General features: G+C 72.6%; 14 protein-coding genes. 10 read left to right on the plus strand and 4 right to left on the minus strand.

Annotated elements, in window-relative coordinates; genetic code table 11:
- The first annotated feature begins 38 nt into the window (after positions 1-38).
- Positions 39-908: a bifunctional DNA-formamidopyrimidine glycosylase/DNA-(apurinic or apyrimidinic site) lyase gene (gene mutM / locus LG634_RS27660; protein WP_226737482.1), complete on the plus strand. Its 870-nt coding sequence runs from the start codon at positions 39-41 to the stop codon at positions 906-908.
- Here mutM and LG634_RS27665 read toward each other — a convergent pair.
- The gene (locus LG634_RS27665) at positions 881-1,276 is read right to left on the minus strand and encodes a winged helix-turn-helix transcriptional regulator (RefSeq protein WP_226737484.1); all 396 of its coding nucleotides are present in this window, start codon (positions 1,274-1,276) and stop codon (positions 881-883) included. The two genes, mutM and LG634_RS27665, sit on opposite strands and share 28 nt — an antisense overlap.
- Positions 1,277-1,416: 140 nt before the next feature.
- Between LG634_RS27665 and LG634_RS27670 the strand changes: the two genes are divergently transcribed.
- A complete protein-coding gene (locus tag LG634_RS27670; protein ID WP_226737485.1) occupies positions 1,417-2,016 on the plus strand; it encodes a flavodoxin family protein in 600 nt (199 codons plus the stop codon).
- A 94-nt stretch (positions 2,017-2,110) separates the two neighbouring features.
- Here LG634_RS27670 and LG634_RS27675 read toward each other — a convergent pair whose 3' ends face one another.
- Positions 2,111-2,959 (minus strand): CAP domain-containing protein, encoded by an 849-nt coding sequence (locus tag LG634_RS27675; RefSeq protein WP_226737487.1) that lies wholly within the window; start codon positions 2,957-2,959, stop codon positions 2,111-2,113.
- A gap of 134 nt (positions 2,960-3,093) precedes the next feature.
- Here LG634_RS27675 and LG634_RS27680 point away from each other — a divergent pair, with 134 nt between their 5' ends.
- The 4 genes from LG634_RS27680 to LG634_RS27695 all read left to right on the plus strand — a co-directional run bounded on the left by LG634_RS27680 (position 3,094) and on the right by LG634_RS27695 (position 9,483).
- The gene (locus LG634_RS27680) at positions 3,094-3,375 is read left to right on the plus strand and encodes an acylphosphatase (RefSeq protein WP_226737489.1); all 282 of its coding nucleotides are present in this window, start codon (positions 3,094-3,096) and stop codon (positions 3,373-3,375) included.
- 337 nt (positions 3,376-3,712) lie between these two features.
- Positions 3,713-3,925, plus strand: a complete 213-nt coding sequence (locus LG634_RS27685; protein WP_150207136.1) for a hypothetical protein — start codon at positions 3,713-3,715, stop codon at positions 3,923-3,925.
- Between the two features lie 207 nt (positions 3,926-4,132).
- Positions 4,133-7,858, plus strand: a complete 3,726-nt coding sequence (locus tag LG634_RS27690) for an AAA family ATPase (RefSeq protein ID WP_226737491.1) — start codon at positions 4,133-4,135, stop codon at positions 7,856-7,858.
- A 194-nt stretch (positions 7,859-8,052) separates the two neighbouring features.
- On the plus strand, positions 8,053-9,483 hold the full coding sequence (locus LG634_RS27695; protein ID WP_226737493.1) for a sugar porter family MFS transporter: 1,431 nt from the start codon (positions 8,053-8,055) through the stop codon (positions 9,481-9,483).
- Between the two features lie 46 nt (positions 9,484-9,529).
- On the opposite strand, the gene LG634_RS27700 is transcribed toward LG634_RS27695, so the two are convergent.
- Complete coding sequence (locus tag LG634_RS27700) at positions 9,530-10,516, minus strand: LLM class flavin-dependent oxidoreductase (protein WP_226737494.1); 987 nt, start codon at positions 10,514-10,516, stop codon at positions 9,530-9,532.
- A 171-nt stretch (positions 10,517-10,687) separates the two neighbouring features.
- On the opposite strand from LG634_RS27700, the gene ftsY reads away from it, so the two are divergent.
- Positions 10,688-11,908: a signal recognition particle-docking protein FtsY gene (gene ftsY, locus LG634_RS27705; protein WP_226737496.1), complete on the plus strand. Its 1,221-nt coding sequence runs from the start codon at positions 10,688-10,690 to the stop codon at positions 11,906-11,908.
- Between the two features lie 633 nt (positions 11,909-12,541).
- Here the strand turns inward: ftsY and LG634_RS27710 are convergent.
- On the minus strand, positions 12,542-13,204 hold the full coding sequence (locus LG634_RS27710) for a bifunctional DNA primase/polymerase (RefSeq protein ID WP_226737498.1): 663 nt from the start codon (positions 13,202-13,204) through the stop codon (positions 12,542-12,544).
- Between the two features lie 343 nt (positions 13,205-13,547).
- Here LG634_RS27710 and nsdA point away from each other — a divergent pair, with 343 nt between their 5' ends.
- The 3 genes from nsdA (at position 13,548) to LG634_RS27725 (ending at position 17,050) form a co-directional block, all read left to right on the plus strand.
- A complete protein-coding gene (gene nsdA / locus LG634_RS27715; protein ID WP_372482500.1) occupies positions 13,548-15,041 on the plus strand; it encodes a transcriptional repressor NsdA in 1,494 nt (497 codons plus the stop codon).
- Positions 15,042-15,368: 327 nt separating this feature from the next.
- Positions 15,369-16,715, plus strand: a complete 1,347-nt coding sequence (locus LG634_RS27720) for an ammonium transporter (protein WP_226737501.1) — start codon at positions 15,369-15,371, stop codon at positions 16,713-16,715.
- Positions 16,712-17,050 carry a P-II family nitrogen regulator gene (locus LG634_RS27725; RefSeq protein WP_226737503.1) on the plus strand — a complete coding sequence of 113 codons (339 nt, stop codon included), beginning with the start codon at positions 16,712-16,714 and terminating at the stop codon, positions 17,048-17,050. Before LG634_RS27720 ends, LG634_RS27725 begins: the two co-directional genes overlap by 4 nt.
- Positions 17,051-17,092: the final 42 nt, after the last annotated feature.

Consider the following 17,092-nt stretch of genomic DNA (forward strand, 5'->3'; position numbering starts at 1 on the left):
TGTCACCGCACCGCCCGCCCGTCCGCCCAGGAGAGACCGTGCCCGAGCTGCCCGAGGTCGAAGTCGTACGCCGCGGGCTGGAGCGCTGGGTCGCCGGGCGGACCGTGGCCGGCGTCGAGGTGCTGCACCCGCGGGCGGTGCGCCGGCACCCGGCCGGCGCGGCCGACTTCGCGGCCCGGCTGGCGGGCCGCACCCTCGGGGTGCCGCAGCGGCGCGGCAAGTACCTGTGGGTGCCGCTGGACGGGCACGAGCTGTCGGTGCTCGGCCACCTCGGCATGAGCGGACAGCTGCTGGTCCAGCCCGAGGGCGCGGCGGCCGAGAAGCACCTGCGGATCCGGGTCCGGTTCGCCGACGACCTGGGCACCGAGCTGCGCTTCGTCGACCAGCGCACCTTCGGCGGGCTCTCCCTGCACGAGAGTGCGGCCGGCGCCGGGGACGGGCTGCCGGACGTCATCGCGCACATCGCCCGGGACCCGCTGGACCCGCTCTTCGACGAGGGCGCCTACCACCTGGCGCTGCGCGCCAAGCGCTCCACCGTCAAGCGGGCCCTGCTCGACCAGTCGCTGATCAGCGGCGTCGGGAACATCTACGCCGACGAGGCGCTGTGGCGCACCCGGCTGCACTACGAGCGTCCCACCGGCACCCTCACCCGCCCCAAGAGCACGGAGCTGCTCGGCCACGTCCGCGACGTGATGAACGCGGCCCTCTCGGTCGGCGGCACCAGCTTCGACAGCCTCTACGTGAACGTGAACGGCGAGTCGGGCTACTTCGACCGGTCACTGGACGCCTACGGGCGCGAGGACGAGCCGTGCCGGCGGTGCGGCACCCCGATCCGGCGCCGGCCGTGGATGAACCGGTCCAGCTACTTCTGCCCGCGCTGTCAGAGGCCGCCGCGCTCGGCGTCGTAGCGCTCGCGTGAGGCCATGACCTCCGGCGTGCCCTCTTCCAGGAAGCGGATCAGCGGGATCAGCCGCTCCGCCACCCCGCGGCCCAGCGGGGTCAGCTCGTAGTCGACCCGCGGCGGGTTCACCGGCTGTGCCTCGCGGTGCACGATGCCGTCGCGCTCCAGCGCCTGCAGGGTCTGGGACAGCATCTTCTCGCTCACGCCGTCCACCCGGCGGCGCAGCTCGTTGAACCGGCAGGAGCCGTCGTACAGGGCTCCGACCGTGAGCGCACCCCAGCGGCCGGTGACGTGGCCCAGGGTCTCCCGCGAAGGGCAGTTCCGGGCGAAGGCATCGAACGCCAGGTCTTGGGTGGCCGCGGCGGTGTCTTCCATGTCCACGAGGGTACTCCGGCGGACGCTCGCGGGGTAAGCGCTGAGGGAACGTTTGCGCTTTCTGAAAGTTAGTGCTTACCTTTTGGTCGTCGCCCCGCATGCTTCCGCAGGGCGGTGCACCGCCGAGGAAGGACACCCCCATGAGCACCACCCCGAACCCCGTCGTCGCCATCGCCTACCACTCGGGCTACGGCCACACCGCCGTCGTCGCCGAGGCCGTCCGCGACGGCGCGCACGACGCCGGAGCCACCGTGCACCTGATCAAGGTGGACGAGATCGACGACGCGCAGTGGGCGCTGCTCGACGCGTCCGACGCGATCATCTTCGGGTCGCCCACCTACATGGGCACCGCCTCCGGGGCCTTCCACGTGTTCGCCGAGGCCACCTCGAAGCGCTGGTTCACCGACGCCTGGCAGGACAAGCTGGCGGCCGGCTTCTCCAACTCCGGCTCCAAGAGCGGCGACAAGCTGCACACCCTGCAGTACTTCCAGACGCTGGCCGCACAGCACGGCATGAGCTGGGTGAACCTCGGCCTGAAGCCGGGCTGGAACTCCACCACCGGCTCGGAGAACGACCTCAACCGCCTCGGCTTCTTCTCCGGCGCCGCCGCCCAGACCAACTCCGACGAGGGTCCGGAGGGCGTCCACAAGGCCGACCTGGCCACCGCCGAGCACCTCGGCCGCCGGGTCACCGAGCAGGCCCGGGTCTTCGCCGCCGGCCGCGCCGCCCTGGCCGCCTGACCTGCGGCGACAGCGCAGAACGCCCGACGGGCCCCCGCCATGCTGGCGGGGGCCCGTCGGGCGTTCCGTGCGCGGGACCGGGACCGGGAGCCGGTCAGCGGCCGAAGTCCTGGGTCCACCAGGGGCCGCCCGCAGCGAAGTGGGCGCCGACACCGAGGGTGCGGAACTCGCAGTTCAGGATGTTGGCCCGGTGGCCGGGGCTCTCGAGCCATGCGGCCATCACGGCCTTGGCTCCGGTCTGGCCGCGGGCGATGTTCTCGGCCGCCAGCCCGCCGATGCCGGCGTTGCGGGCCCGGTCCCACGGGTTCGCGCCCGACGGGTCCGTGTGGTCGAAGAAGTTCCGTTCCGCCATGTCCTTGCTGAAGGCGCCGGCCAGCGCCGCGAGCGGCGGGTGCTGCCGTACCGGACGGCAGCCGGCCTGTGCCCGGGCCTGGTTCACCAGGGCCAGCACCTCTGCCTCGGCGGCCTCTTCGGAGGCGGCGTCCGGCTGCTGCGACGGGGTCGGCGCAGCGGTGGCCGGGGCGCTCCGGCGGGGCTCGGGCGTACGGGGTGCCTGCGGTGCGGAAGCCTTGGGGGCGGGGCTCGCCGAGGCGGAAGCGGAAGGCTTCGGGCGGGGCGTTCCGGAAGCCGCGCGGGGGGAGTCCTGCGCCGTGCCGGCCCCGGTGCCGTTCGCCGCGCCGGAGCTGTCGGTCAGGCTCTTCAGGCCGCCGCCGCCCGAGGGGCGTTCGGCTGCGGCGGGCGTGGCCGCCGGCTGCTTCGCCGCGGTCCGCGCCGGGACGTCGCTGCTGCTGCCGCCCAGGACGAAGTTGTCGCCGACCGGCACCAGGCCGGAGGCGACCGCGACGACTCCGAGCGCCGCCGCAGCGGTGACGCCCAGCAGGCCGGTGCGCACCGGGGCGGTGCGTTTGCCGCGCCGCGCCGCGGAGCTTCGGTGGCGACCCATCGGCGCTGCCTCCCTGCCGTACAAGATCATCCCTAACTCGCCCAAATGGGTGAGTCTCATTGAGCGGCGACTGTACGCGAAACGGCCCGGGGGCGAGCGTGACCTGCGACGCTCCGTCTGGTTGGCTTTCACGCATGAGCGAAGACGTACGCATGACCGCCTGGGTGCGCGGCCGTGTGCAAGGAGTTGGCTTCCGGTGGTTCACCAGGGAGAACGCAATGACCATCGGAGGGCTCACCGGCTTCGCCCTCAACCTCGACGACGGGCGGGTACAGGTCGTCGCCGAAGGTCAACGTGAGAATTGCCACCGGCTGCTGGACTGGCTGCGGTCCTCCGGCACGCCCGGGCGCGTCGACGGAGTGACGGAAATATGGGGTGAGCCGCGCGGCGGCTACGACGGCTTCGCGATCCGCTGATTCGGGAGTGTCGGGAGCGACCCGGGGCAGCCGCTGTTCACGCAGTTCACATGTGCCGTTGCCGAACATGCCGCGGCGTGGAAGGCTCGGAATGAGCCGATCTTCCGCTCCCCTCCAGAATCGCTGGAGCGGCCCGGGTTGCCCGCCGATACGGGGCGTGATCGTGTTGACCGTCAAACTTTTTGGTGAGACGCTGGAAGCCCCGCGCACCCTAGCTGTTTGGCAGTGTCGGCAGAAGAACCGCCGCTACACACAGACACTGCCGGGCACCGCGGGTGCGAATCCCTCACGACCCACACCGCTTCGGTCGGTCACTCAGTGTGGAGGACCATCCATCATGGCAAAGGCGCTTCTCGGTTACGTCGGCGGTTCCGACCCGCGACTCCTCGCCGAGATGCGACGGCTTCAGCAGCGCGTCCAGGACCTCGAGTCCGAGCTTGTCCGGATTCAGTCCGAGAACGACGCGCTGACCGCCGCCGCGCAGCACGGAGACTCGCTGCTGGACAGCATTGACATCGACGTACCCCAGGCGGAGCCTGCGCTCACCTGATCGCCGCGTGACGAAAGACCCTACTCCAGCAGTACCTGCAAGGGACGCTTCGGCGTCCCTTCTCTCTTTCCGGTCCCTCGTTCCGGGCCGGGCCGGCCCCGGGGCCGGCTGCCGGGTTCACCCGGGCGAGGGGCTGTCTTCCTCGTGATCCGATCTGCCCTGCACCTTCATGGGTGAAACGGGAACGGCGAGGTAGAGTCCGGCGGCGTGCACCTCAAGGCCCTGACCCTCCGCGGATTCAAGTCGTTCGCCTCTGCCACGACCCTGCGCTTCGAGCCCGGCATCACGTGCGTCGTGGGGCCCAACGGCTCGGGCAAGTCGAACGTGGTGGACGCGCTGTCCTGGGTCATGGGCGAGCAGGGCGCCAAGTCGCTGCGCGGCGGGAAGATGGAGGACGTCATCTTCGCCGGCACCACCGGGCGGCCGCCGCTCGGCCGGGCCGAGGTGTCGCTCACCATCGACAACTCCGACGGCGCGCTGCCGATCGAGTACGCCGAGGTCACGATCACGCGGATCATGTTCCGCGGCGGCAGCAGCGAGTACCAGATCAACGGTGACACGTGCCGCCTGCTCGACATCCAGGAGCTGCTGTCCGACTCAGGCATCGGCCGCGAGATGCACGTCATCGTCGGCCAGGGGCAGCTGGACTCCGTCCTGCACGCCGACCCGGCCGGCCGGCGTGCGTTCATCGAGGAGGCAGCGGGCGTCCTCAAGCACCGCAAGCGCAAAGAGAAGGCGCTGCGGAAGCTCGACGCGATGCAGGCGAACCTGGCCCGCGTGCACGACCTGACCGAGGAGCTGCGGCGCCAGCTCAAGCCGCTCGGCCGGCAGGCGGCGGTGGCCCGGCGGGCCGCGGTCATCCAGGCCGACCTGCGCGACGCCCGGCTGCGGCTGCTCGCGGACGACCTCGTACGGCTGCAGGCCGCGCTCGATGCCGAACTCGCCGACGAGGCCGCGCTGAAGGAGCGCAAGGAGAGCGCCGAAGCGCAGCTGAAGGAAGCCCTCGCCCGGGAGGCGGAGCTGGAGGCCGCCGTCGCCGAGCTGGTGCCGCGGCTGCGGCAGGCCCAGCAGACCTGGCACGAGCTGGCGCAGCTCGCCGAGCGGGTGCGGGGCACGGTTTCGCTCGCCGACGCGCGGGTCAAGAGTGCGCGCACGCCGGCCGAGGAGGAGCGGCGGGGCCGTGATCCGGAGGACACGGAACGCGAGGCGGAACGCATCCGCGAGCAGGAAGCGGAACTTGAGGCGGCGTTGGAGGCGGCCGAGCGGGCGCTGGAGGACACGGTCGAGCACCGGGCCGGGCTGGAGCGCTCGCTGGCCGCGGAGGAGCGGCGGCTGAAGGACGTGGCGCGGGCCATCGCCGACCGCCGGGAGGGCCTGGCCCGGCTCTCCGGACAGGTCGGCGCCGCCCGTTCGCGGGCGGGTGCGGCGCAGGCCGAGATCGAGCGGCTGGCGGAGGCGCGGGAGGCGGCGGCCGAGCGGGCGTCGGCGGCGCAGGAGGAGTACGAGGCGCTGGCGGCCGAGGTCGCCGGGCTGGACGCGGGGGACTCGGCGCTGGCCGAGGAGCACGAGGCGGCGCGGGCCGCGCTGGCCGCGGCGGAGGCCGCCTTCGCGGCCGCGCGGGAGGACGCGACCGCCGCCGAGCGGTCGCGGGCTGCGGTCGCGGCCCGGCACGAGGCCCTGGCCCTCGGTCTGCGGCGCAAGGACGGCACGGATGCGGTGCTGGCGGCCGGGGACCGGCTGGCGGGGCTGCTGGGGCCGGCTGCGGCGCGCGTGTCGGTGACGCCGGGCTGCGAGGCGGCCGTGGCCGCGGCCCTCGGCGTCGCCGCGGACGCGCTCGCTGTGACCTCGCCGCAGGCGGCCGCCGCCGCGATCCGTCACCTCCGCGACACGGACGCCGGCCGCGCCGCCTTCCTCATCACCCCGGCCACCCCCGGGGCCCAGCCCCCGCACCCCCGCGCCTCAGACGCCGGCGGGGCTGGGGGTTCCGGTGAAGCCGGGGGTTCCGGTGAAGCCGGGGGTTCCGGTGGAGCCGGAGCTTCCGGCGACGGAGGGCGAATTCCGGCCCGTCCGGCGCTTGAGGACCGGGGTTCGGAGCGGAGCCCCGTCGGCGCGGCCGCGCCGCTGCTCGCGCCGCACCCCCCGCTCGCAGGGCTGCTGCGCGGCGACGGCGCAACCCTGCGCGCACTGGAGTCCGTACTCCGCGGCTACGTCCTCGTCCCGGACCTGGCGACGGCCGAGGCGGTCGTACGGGACCGCCCGGACACGGTGGCCGTCACCCCCGAGGGCGACGTGCTCGGCGCCCACCTCGCCCAGGGCGGCACGGCAGGCGCGCCCAGCCTCCTGGAGGTGCAGGCCGCCGTCGACGAAGCCGCGGCGGAGCTCGCCCGCTTGGAGCAGCGCTGCCAGGACCTGGCCGCCGCCCAGACGGCTGCCGCCGCGGACCGGGCCGCCCGCGCCGCGCACGCGGAGGACCTGGGCGACCGCCGCCGCAAGGGCGAGAAGGAACGGGCCGGCACCGCCCAGCAGCTCGGCCGCCTCGCCGGCGTCGCCCGGGCCGCCGCCGGCGAGGCGGAGCGCACCGCCGCGGCCGCGACCCGCGCCGAAGAGGCCCTGGACCGCGCCCTGGAAGACGTCGCCGAACTCGCCGGCCGCCTCGTCGCCGCCGAGGAGCTCCCCGCGGAGGAGGAGCCCGACACCGCCGTCCGCGACCGCCTCGCCGCCGACGGCGCGAACGCCCGCCAGACCGAGATGGAGGCCCGGCTCCAGCTCCGCACCCACGAGGAGCGCGCCAAGGGCCTGGCCGGCCGCGCCGACGCCCTCGACCGCAGCGCCCGCGCCGAACGCGAGGCGAGGGCCCGCGCCGAGCGCCGCCGTGCCCGGCTGCGCCACGAGGCCGAGGTGGCCGCCGCGGTCGGCGACGCCGCCCGCCAGCTGCTCGCCCACATCGTCGTGTCCGTCGGCCGCGCCGAAGCCGAGCGGGCCGCCGCCGAACAGGCCCGGGGCCACCGGGAACAGGCCCTCGGCGCGGAACGGACCCGCGGCCGCGACCTCAAGACGGAACTCGACAAGCTCACCGACTCCGTCCACCGCGGCGAGGTGCTCGGCGCGGAGAAGCGCCTGCGCATCGAGCAGCTGGCGGCCCGGGCCCTGGAAGAGTTCGGCATGGAGACCGCCGGCCTGGTCGGCGAGTACGGCCCCGACCAGCCCGTCCCGCCTGCGCCGCCGGCCGAGGGCGAGGACCTGCCCGAGGACCCCGGCCACCCGCGCAACCGCCCCGGCCCGTTCGTACGCGTCCAGCAGGAGAAGCGGCTCAAGGCCGCGGAACGCGCGTACCAGCAGCTCGGCAAGGTCAACCCGCTGGCCCTGGAGGAGTTCGCCGCGTTGGAGGAACGGCACAAATTCCTCAGCGAGCAGCTCGACGACCTGCGCCGCACCCGCAGCGATCTCCTTCAGGTCGTGAAGGAAGTCGACGAGCGGGTCGAGCAGGTGTTCACGGAGGCGTACCGGGACACGGCCCGCGAGTTCGAGGGCGTCTTCTCCCGGCTGTTCCCCGGCGGCGAGGGCCGGCTCGTGCTCACCGACCCGTCCGACATGCTGACCACCGGAGTGGACGTCGAGGCCCGCCCGCCCGGCAAGAAGGTCAAGCGGCTCTCCCTGCTCTCCGGCGGCGAGCGCTCCCTGACGGCCGTGGCGCTGCTGGTCTCCATCTTCAAGGCGCGGCCCAGCCCGTTCTACGTGATGGACGAGGTCGAGGCCGCCCTCGACGACACCAACCTGCAGCGCCTGATCCGGATCATGGAGGAGCTCCAGGAGAGCTCCCAGCTGATCGTGATCACCCACCAGAAGCGGACCATGGAGGTCGCCGACGCGCTGTACGGCGTCTCCATGCAGGGCGACGGGGTGTCCAAGGTGATCAGCCAGCGGCTCCGCTGACTTCCGCCGTCCCGCGTACGTACCCGACCTTGCGTTCAAGACTTGAACGAGAGTGGGTCTACTTACCTCCGACCCCGCCTCTTGACTTCATAAACTGAACACATAGGCTCACTCCGCTGTCTCCCGCCTTCCGGTGGTGGCCGATCTTGACCTGTGCGCCACTGGGATAACGGACAAACCCCACGGAGCACACCTTGACCAGCACAGCGCAGGCGGGCGGCCCGGGCCCCGGGCCTTCCCAGCACCCGGAACACCTCGGGCACGTCATCTTCATCACCGCCGCGGCCGCCATGGGCGGCTTCCTCTTCGGCTACGACAGTTCCGTGATCAACGGTGCCGTCGAGGCCATCAGGGAGCGCTTCGACATCGGCTCCGAGGCGCTGGCCCAAGTGATCGCGGCGGCCCTGATCGGCTGTGCGATCGGCGCGGCGACGGCCGGCCGGATCGCGGACCGCATCGGCCGGATCCGCTGCATGCAGATCTCCTCGGTGCTGTTCACCGCGAGCGCGATCGGCTCGGCGCTGCCGTTCGCCCTGTGGGACCTCGCGCTGTGGCGGGTGATCGGCGGCTTCGCCATCGGCATGGCCTCCGTCATCGGTCCCGCGTACATCGCCGAGGTCTCCCCGCCCGCCTACCGCGGCCGCCTGGCCTCGTTCCAGCAGGCCGCGATCGTCATCGGCATCGCCGTCTCCCAGCTCGTCAACTGGGGCATCCTCAACCTCGCCGACGGCGACCAGCGCGGCAGGATCGGCGGCCTGGAAGCCTGGCAGTGGATGCTCGGCGTCATGGTGGTCCCGGCCCTGCTCTACGGCCTGCTGTCCTTCGTCATCCCCGAGTCCCCGCGCTTCCTGATCTCCGCCGGCCGCACCGAGCAGGCCAAGACCGTCCTCAGCGAGGTCGAGGGCACCGGCACCGACCTGGACGCCCGGGTCCGCGAGATCACGGCCGCGATGAGCTCCGAGCACAAGTCGACCTTCAGGGACCTGCTCGGCGGCCGCTTCGGCCTGCTGCCCATCGTCTGGATCGGCATCGGGCTGTCCGTCTTCCAGCAGCTGGTCGGCATCAATGTGATCTTCTACTACAGCTCCTCGCTGTGGCAGTCCGTCGGCATCGACCCGACCAGCTCGTTCTTCTACTCCTTCACCACGTCGATCATCAACATCATCGGCACGGTGATCGCGATGGTCTTCGTCGACCGGATCGGCCGCAAGCCGCTCGCCCTCATCGGCTCCGTCGGCATGGCCCTCTCCCTCGGCCTCGCCGCCTGGGCGTTCTCGTACAAGGAGGACATCGGCGGCGACATCTCGATGCCCGAGCTCCAGGGCACCCTGGCGCTGGTCGCCGCGCACGCCTTCGTCCTGTTCTTCGCCCTCTCCTGGGGCGTGGTCGTCTGGGTGCTGCTCGGCGAGATGTTCCCCAACCGCATCCGGGCCGCGGCGCTCGGAGTGGCCGCCGCTGCCCAGTGGGTCGCCAACTGGGTGATCACGGTCACCTTCCCGACCCTGTCCGACTGGAACCTGTCGGGCGCCTACGTCATCTACACCTGCTTCGCCGTGCTCTCGATCCCCTTCATCCTCAAATGGGTGCCGGAGACCAAGGGCAAGGCGCTGGAGGAGATGGGCTGACCTCCCCGCCCTTGCCCGTCTCCTCGTACGCGGATGCTGCCCCGGCTCACCCCTTGAGCCGGGGCAGCACCTGTTCGCACAGCAGGTGCAGGCTGCGCCAGCCCTCGTCGAGCGGCATGCCGCCGCACAGCGGGTGCAGCACCAGGTTGCCCGCCTCGCCGGCCTCCCGGGCGTAGCCGACCGTCTGGTCCGGGGTGAGGATCCGGTAGACGCCCTCGGTGCGCAGCTCCTCGACCGTGCGCGCCCGGGAGCAGACCGCCGAACGGATGTCCTTCGACTGCCACGAGGCGTACGTCTCCGCCTCGTGCAGGAAATGCTCGCCGTACAGGTCCCACGCCCGGTCCGGGTCCTCGGCGACGTGCAGCAGCGGGGTCTGCGCCGCCGGCATCATGCAGAACCCCTCGGTCCCGTACTCCGCCAGCCGTGCCTGGTAGTACGCCTCCAGCTCCGGCAGGTGCGCGCTCGGGAAGAACGGCAGCCCCAGCCGGGCCGCCCGCCGGGCCGCGGCCTGCGAGCTCCCGCCCACCAGCAGCAGCGGGTGCGGCTGCGTGAACGGCCGGGGCGTCACCCGCACCCGCCGGCCCCGGTACGTGAACTCCTCGCCCGTCCACGCCGCGAGCAGCGTCTCCAGCAGCTCGTCCTGGAGCCGGCCGCGCCGCCCCCACTCCACGCCCTGCTGCTCGTACTCCTCCGGCCGGTAGCCGATGCCCGCGACCGTCACCAGCCGGCCGCCGCTGACCAGGTCCAGTACGGCGATGTCCTCGGCGGCCTTCAGCGGGTCGTACAGCGGGCCGATGATCGCCGACACGGTCACCGCGATCCGGCGGGTGGCGCCGAAGACCGCGCCCGCGAAGGCGAACGGCGAGGGCAGCCAGTTGTTCGCGGTGCCGTGGTGCTCCTCCGTCTGGACGGTGTCGATCCCCCGGTCGTCGGCGTACGCGGCCATCTCCACGGCCGCCCGGTAGCGGGCGGCGAGCGACTCGGGGGTGCCGTGCGGGTCGACGAGATTGAACCGGGCCACGGTGATGGGCATGCGGGAATCCCCCTTCGCCTGGATGGACGGGCCGGGCGAGGGGGGACGTTAGCTGACGTGGCGTCAGTTGGACAGGGATCCGGCGGGGGCCCGTTCCGCTTCGGCCGGCCGGGCGGCCCCCGGCGGCGGAATCGGGGCCGGAGGCGGGCGGTCGCGCATACTGAAACGGTTATGGACATCCTCATCCTCGCCCTAGTCATCGCCCTGGTCGCGGTCGGCGCGATCAGCGGGCTCGTGGTCGGCAGCCGCAAGAAGAAGCAGCTGCCGCCCACGGCGCCGCCGAGCACGCCGACCATCACTGCCCCGCCCGCCGAGCCGCACGTGGGGGAGGAGGCAGAGCCGGGCGCGCAAGAGCCGCGCCGCACGATCGAGGAGGTCGTGCTCCCGGATGCCCGGACGCAGGCCCCCGCCGCCGAGGCACCTGCCGCCGAGCCCGAGGCGCCGGCCGCGCCCGAGATCGAGGTGCCCGAGCCCACCGCCGGCCGGCTGGTCCGGCTGCGGGCCCGGCTCTCCCGCTCCCAGAACTCGCTGGGCAAGGGGCTGCTCACGCTGCTCTCCCGCGAGCACCTCGACGAGGACACCTGGGAGGAGATCGAGGAGACGCTCCTCACCGCCGACGTCGGCGTCATGCCGACCCAGGAGCTGGTGGACCGGCTCCGCGAGCGCGTCAAGGTGCTCGGCACCCGCACGCCGGAGGAGCTGCGCGCCCTGCTGCGCGAGGAGCTCGTGGCCATCATCGGGCCCGACATGGACCGTACGGTCAAGACGGAGAGCGGCGTCGACACCCCCGGCGTCGTGATGGTCGTCGGCGTCAACGGCACCGGCAAGACCACCACCACCGGCAAGCTGGCCCGGGTGCTGGTTGCCGACGGGCGCAGCGTGGTGCTCGGCGCGGCCGACACCTTCCGGGCGGCGGCGGCCGACCAGCTGCAGACCTGGGGCGAGCGGGTGGGTGCCCGGACCGTACGTGGTCCCGAGGGCGGCGACCCGGCCTCCATCGCGTTCGACGCGGTCAAGGAGGGCATCGCCGAGGGAGCGGACGTCGTCCTCATCGACACCGCCGGGCGGCTGCACACCAAGACCGGGCTCATGGACGAGCTGGGCAAGGTCAAGCGGGTCGTCGAGAAGCACGGTCCGCTGGACGAGATCCTGCTCGTGCTCGACGCGACCACCGGGCAGAACGGGCTGGTGCAGGCGCGGGTGTTCGCCGAGGTCGTCGACATCACCGGCATCGTCCTGACGAAGCTGGACGGTACGGCCAAGGGGGGCATCGTCATCGCGGTCCAGCGGGAGCTGGGCGTGCCGGTGAAGCTGGTCGGGCTGGGCGAGGGCCCCGACGACCTCGCGCCCTTCGAAGCGGGGGCCTTCGTGGACGCCCTCATCGGCGACTGACCTTCCCCTCGGGGGCCCGGCGACCACGTCTCCGGGCCCCTTCCGCATCCCCGGGCCCCGCCTCAATCGCCGGCGGGGCTCGAAGATCCGGGGCTCCGCCCCCGTACCCTGCGCCTCAATCGCCGGCGGGGCTCGATTTCGGGGCTCCGCCCCCTACCCCGGTCCTCAATCGCCGGACGGGCTCGAACATGCCCCTGCCGGCCTTCACCTGCGGACTTGAAAGTGGCCCCTGACGGGCCTTCCCCTGCGGGCCTGAATGCGGCCCTGACGGCCTTCGCCTGCGGGCCTCAGGGCGGCCCTGACGGTCTTCGTCGCCTGCGGGTCTGCATGCGGCCCCCAGCCGGCCTTCGCCTGCGCGGTTGAATGCGGCGGGGGAAAATTAGCCTCGCCGGCGTTTGAGGCGCGGGGTACGGGGCGGAGCCCCGGGTCTTTGAGCCCCGCCGGGCACCGCCTCAGGGGACGGCTCCCGCCCGGGGGGCTCCCGCTCGGCGGGACGACCCCGCCCGGGGGGACGGCCCCGCCCCGGGAAACGGCCCCGCCCCGGGAAACGGTCCCGCCCGCGACCGAGGCACGCGAGGCGGGCGGCGCTCGGAGAGAAGCGGCCGGGCCCGCGATCGGGGCGGGGGGCCGGAATCAGAGCTGGAGGCGGTGGGCGATGTAGGCCAGCGTGCCGAGGAGCAGACGCGCCTGCGGAGGACCACCCGCGGAATCCAGGGCGGGCGGCCGCAGCCACCGCATGGGCCCGAGGCCGCCGTGATCGGACGGCGGCGCGGTCACGTACGCCCCGGAACCCAGCGCCCGCAGGTCGAGCCGCGCATCGTCCCACCCCATCCGGTACAAGAGCTGCGGCAGCCCCGCCGCCGCGCCCGGCGCGACGAAGAACTGCGCCCGCCCGTCCGGCGTCGCCGCAACCGGTCCCAGCGGCAAACCCATCCGCTCCAGCCGCACCAGCGCCCGCCGCCCCGCCTCCTCCGCCACCTCGATCACGTCGAAGGACCGCCCCGCCGGCAGCAGCAGGGCCGCCCCCGGGAACTCGCCCCACGCCTCCGTGACCTCGTCCAGCGTCGCCCCGGCCGGCACCCCCGCGCCGAAGACCAGCGGATGCGCCCCCGGTGCGGAGCACTGCGCGTCCCCGCACGAGCAGACGCCCGCCGCGGCCCGCGCGCCGGGCACCACGTCCCAGCCCCACAGCCCGGTGTACTCCGCCACCGCTGTGCACTCCGACATCCGGCCCCGGCGCCGCGATCCGGCCCGGTACTCCTTGGTGCCCCGGCTGCCGCCGATCGTGAAGCCCATGCCCCCTCCAACGGGTCGAACTCGCCGGTGGTTACGACGCGGAGAACCCCGGACACCCGGCGCACTCCATCGCCGCGCGCGCCCCGCCGCACTCCGCTCCGCCAACTTCTGGTCTTCCTAGTCGTCAAGTGAATCGGAACCGGAGGGTGGCGAGTTCATTCGAAGGGGTGGCGAATGGTGGCGATTGTGGAATCGGGGTCGCGGGAGAGGTGATCGTAGGATTACTTTCGGTACACGGAGCCTTGCGGAAGGCGCATCCTTGGGTATGCCGGAGGCAGGATGCGGTTGGCGACTCCCTTCCGGCGCAAGGGTGTTCCGAAGGCGAGTGGATGGGGGCGTTCCAGTGAGCGGCAGTGGCTCGATCGGCACGAACGAGGAGCCCGCCCCCCGGGGCGGCGGAGGTGAACCGCGCCGCAACGAGCAGCTCACCTCATGGTTCGTGCGCAGCGGCTGGTCCAAGGGCGAGCTCGCGCGCCAGGTCAACCGGAGGGCCCGGCAGCTCGGCGCCCACCACATCAGCACCGACACCTCCCGCGTCCGGCGCTGGCTCGACGGCGAACAGCCCCGCGAACCCATCCCGCGGATCCTGTCCGAGCTGTTCTCCGAGCGGTTCGGCTCCGTCGTCGCCGTCGAGGACCTCGGACTGCGCGTCGCCCACCAGTCGCCCTCCGTCTCCGGCGTCGACCTGCCCTGGGCCGCCCCCCAGACCGTGGAACTCCTCAGCGAGTTCTCCCGCAGCGACCTGATGCTCGCCCGGCGCGGCTTCCTCGGCGCCTCGCTCGCCCTCTCCGCCGGCCCCGCCCTCATCGAGCCGATGCAGCGCTGGCTGGTGCCCGTACCCGCCGCCGACCCCGGACCGGCCGCCGGCGGCCGCCGCCTGGTCCAGCTCTCCGAACCCGAACTCGACCTGCTGGAATCCACCACCGTCATGTTCCGGCAGTGGGACGCCCAGTGCGGCGGCGGGCTGCGCCGCAAGGCCGTCGTCGGGCAGCTCCACGAGGTGACCGACCTGCTCCAGGAATCCCACCCCGCGCCCACCATGAAGCGCCTCTTCAAGGTCGCCGCCGAACTCGCCGAACTCGCCGGCTGGATGAGCTACGACATCGGCCTCCAGCCCACCGCCCAGAAGTACTTCGTCCTCGCCCTGCACGCCTCCAAGGAAGCCGGGGACAAGCCGCTCGGCTCGTACATCCTCTCCAACATGAGCCGCCAGATGATCCACCTCGGCCGCCCCGAGGACGCACTGGAACTCATCCACCTCGCCCAGTACGGCAGCCGCGACTGCGCCGGTCCCCGCACCCAGGCCATGCTGTATGCGATGGAGGCCCGCGCCTACGCCAACATGGGCCAGCCCAGCCGCTGCAAGCGGGCCGTGCGGATGGCCGAGGACACCTTCGCCGACATCGCCTTCGGCGCCGAGCCCGAGCCCGACTGGATCCGCTTCTTCTCCGAGGCCGAACTCAACGGCGAGAACTCCCACTCGTTCCGCGACCTCGCCTACGTGGCCGGCCGCAGCCCCACGTACGCCTCCCTCGCCGAGCCCGTCATGCAGCGGGCCGTCGACCTCTTCCGCAAGGACGACGAGCACCAGCGCTCCCTCGCCCTCAACCTCATCGGCATGGCCACCGTCCACCTGCTGCGCCGCGAGCCCGAGCAGGCCGCCCTGCTCGCCGAGCAGGCCATGCCGGTGGCCAAGAAAGTACGGTCCGAACGGGTGAACACCCGGCTCCGCAAGACCGTCGACACCGTCGCCCGTGAATACGGCGACGTCGCCGAGGTGATCCGGCTCACCGACCGGATCGCCGCCCAGCTCCCCGAGTCCGCCGAGGCCGTCTGATCCGCCAGACGGGCCCCGGGCCCGCCCGGGGAAAGGCCCGGCCGCGACACCCCCCACCGATGCCCGACTCGGCTCCCCCCGCCAAGTCCCCCGGGTGCTGTCGCGGCCGGCCGCATGCTCCGACCCGTTCATGGGCGCGTAACACGCCCGACCTCTTCGTCACGGCACAGAAACATCGAGCGGCACCGCCGGAAACCGGCCTGCGCGAATCTCAGGGCTCATAACCGGCCAGTGCGCCGGACGGCCCGCCCCAGGCCGCACGCCATGCGCCGCTCAGGTTTCCCACGCTCGCCCGCACGCGAACGTACCGACGACGAGGAGACGCCGATGGCACCAGCCATCACGACCCTGGCCGCAGACGCCCCCGAGCTGTCTGCCGCCAACACCGGGTTCATGCTCATCTGCTCCGCCCTGGTCATGCTGATGACCCCGGGCCTCGCCTTCTTCTACGGCGGCATGGTCCGCGTCAAGAGCAGCCTCAACATGCTGATGATGAGCTTCATCAGCCTCGGGATCGTCACGATCCTGTGGGTCCTCTACGGCTTCAGCCTCGCCTTCGGCACCGACTCCGGCTCCCTCATCGGCTGGTCCTCCGACTACGCCGGCCTCAGCGGCATCGGACTCACCGAACTCTGGGACGGCTACACCATCCCGGTCTACGTCTTCGCCGTCTTCCAGCTCATGTTCGCGATCATCACCCCGGCCCTGATCAGCGGCGCCCTCGCCGACCGCGTCAAGTTCAGCGCCTGGGCCCTGTTCATCGCCCTGTGGGTCACCGCCGTCTACTTCCCCGTCGCCCACTGGGTCTGGGGCTCCGGCGGCTGGCTCTTCGAGATGGGCGTCATCGACTTCGCCGGCGGCACCGCCGTCCACATCAACGCCGGCGCCGCCGCCCTCGGCGTGATCCTCGTCATCGGCAAGCGCGTCGGCTTCAAGAAGGACCCGATGCGCCCGCACAGCCTCCCGCTGGTCATGCTCGGCGCGGGCCTCCTGTGGTTCGGCTGGTTCGGCTTCAACGCCGGCTCCTGGCTCGGCAACGACGACGGCATCGGCGCCGTCATGTTCGTCAACACCCAGGTCGCCACCGCCGCCGCCATGCTCGCCTGGCTCGCCTACGAGAAGATCCGGCACGGCGCGTTCACCACGCTCGGCGCCGCCTCCGGAGCCGTCGCCGGCCTCGTCGCCATCACCCCGTCCGGCGGCTCCTGCTCCCCGCTCGGCGCCATCGCCATCGGTGCCATCGCCGGCCTGGTCTGCGCCATGGCCGTCGGCCTCAAGTTCAAGTTCGGCTACGACGACTCCCTCGACGTCATCGGCGTCCACCTCGTCGGCGGCATCCTCGGCTCCCTCCTCGTCGGCCTCTTCGCCACCGGCGGCGTCCAGTCCGACGCGGCCGGCCTCTTCTACGGCGGCGGCCTGGAGCAGCTCGGCAAGCAGGCCGTGGGCGTCTTCGCGGTCCTCGCCTACTCTCTGGTCGCGTCCGCGGTGCTCGCCTTCCTCATCGACAAGGCGATGGGCATGCGGGTCACCGAGGACGACGAGGTCTCCGGCATCGACCAGGTCGAACACGCCGAGACCGCGTACGACTTCAGCGGAGCCGGCGGCGGTGCCGCACCGCGCAGCACCGCCCTGACCGCCCCCGCCGCCCAGCAGAACAAGAAGGTGGATGCATGAAGCTCATCACCGCGATCGTGAAGCCGCACCGGCTCGACGAGATCAAGGAGGCCCTCCAGGCCTTCGGCGTCCAGGGCCTGACCGTCACCGAGGCCAGCGGCTACGGACGCCAGCGCGGCCACACCGAGGTCTACCGCGGCGCCGAGTACACCGTCGACCTGGTCCCGAAGATCCGCATCGAGGTCCTCGTCGACGACGCCGACGCAGACGACGTCATGAACGTCGTCGTCACCGCCGCCCGCACCGGCAAGATCGGCGACGGCAAGGTGTGGGCCCTCCCCGTGGACTCCGTGGTCCGGGTCCGCACCGGCGAACGCGGCGCCGACGCGCTGTAACGGAACCGGAAGCCGGCGGGCGGCGACGGAAGCCAACGGAAG

Origin of the sequence: Streptomyces bambusae (genome assembly GCF_020532645.1) — a bacterium.
Classification (GTDB): Bacteria; Actinomycetota; Actinomycetes; order Streptomycetales; family Streptomycetaceae; genus Streptomyces; species Streptomyces bambusae.

Bases quoted from the DNA above. Each gene is read 5' to 3' on its own strand.
- LG634_RS27665 (WP_226737484.1), bottom strand. From the start codon at position 1,276: ATGGAAGACACCGCCGCGGCCACCCAAGACCTGGCGTTCGATGCCTTC.
- LG634_RS27670 (WP_226737485.1), top strand. From the start codon at position 1,417: ATGAGCACCACCCCGAACCCCGTCGTCGCCATCGCCTACCACTCGGGC.
- LG634_RS27675 (WP_226737487.1), bottom strand. From the start codon at position 2,959: ATGGGTCGCCACCGAAGCTCCGCGGCGCGGCGCGGCAAACGCACCGCC.
- LG634_RS27680 (WP_226737489.1), top strand. From the start codon at position 3,094: ATGAGCGAAGACGTACGCATGACCGCCTGGGTGCGCGGCCGTGTGCAA.
- LG634_RS27685 (WP_150207136.1), top strand. From the start codon at position 3,713: ATGGCAAAGGCGCTTCTCGGTTACGTCGGCGGTTCCGACCCGCGACTC.
- LG634_RS27700 (WP_226737494.1), bottom strand. From the start codon at position 10,516: ATGCCCATCACCGTGGCCCGGTTCAATCTCGTCGACCCGCACGGCACC.
- ftsY (WP_226737496.1), top strand. From the start codon at position 10,688: ATGGACATCCTCATCCTCGCCCTAGTCATCGCCCTGGTCGCGGTCGGC.
- LG634_RS27710 (WP_226737498.1), bottom strand. From the start codon at position 13,204: ATGGGCTTCACGATCGGCGGCAGCCGGGGCACCAAGGAGTACCGGGCC.
- LG634_RS27720 (WP_226737501.1), top strand. From the start codon at position 15,369: ATGGCACCAGCCATCACGACCCTGGCCGCAGACGCCCCCGAGCTGTCT.
- LG634_RS27725 (WP_226737503.1), top strand. From the start codon at position 16,712: ATGAAGCTCATCACCGCGATCGTGAAGCCGCACCGGCTCGACGAGATC.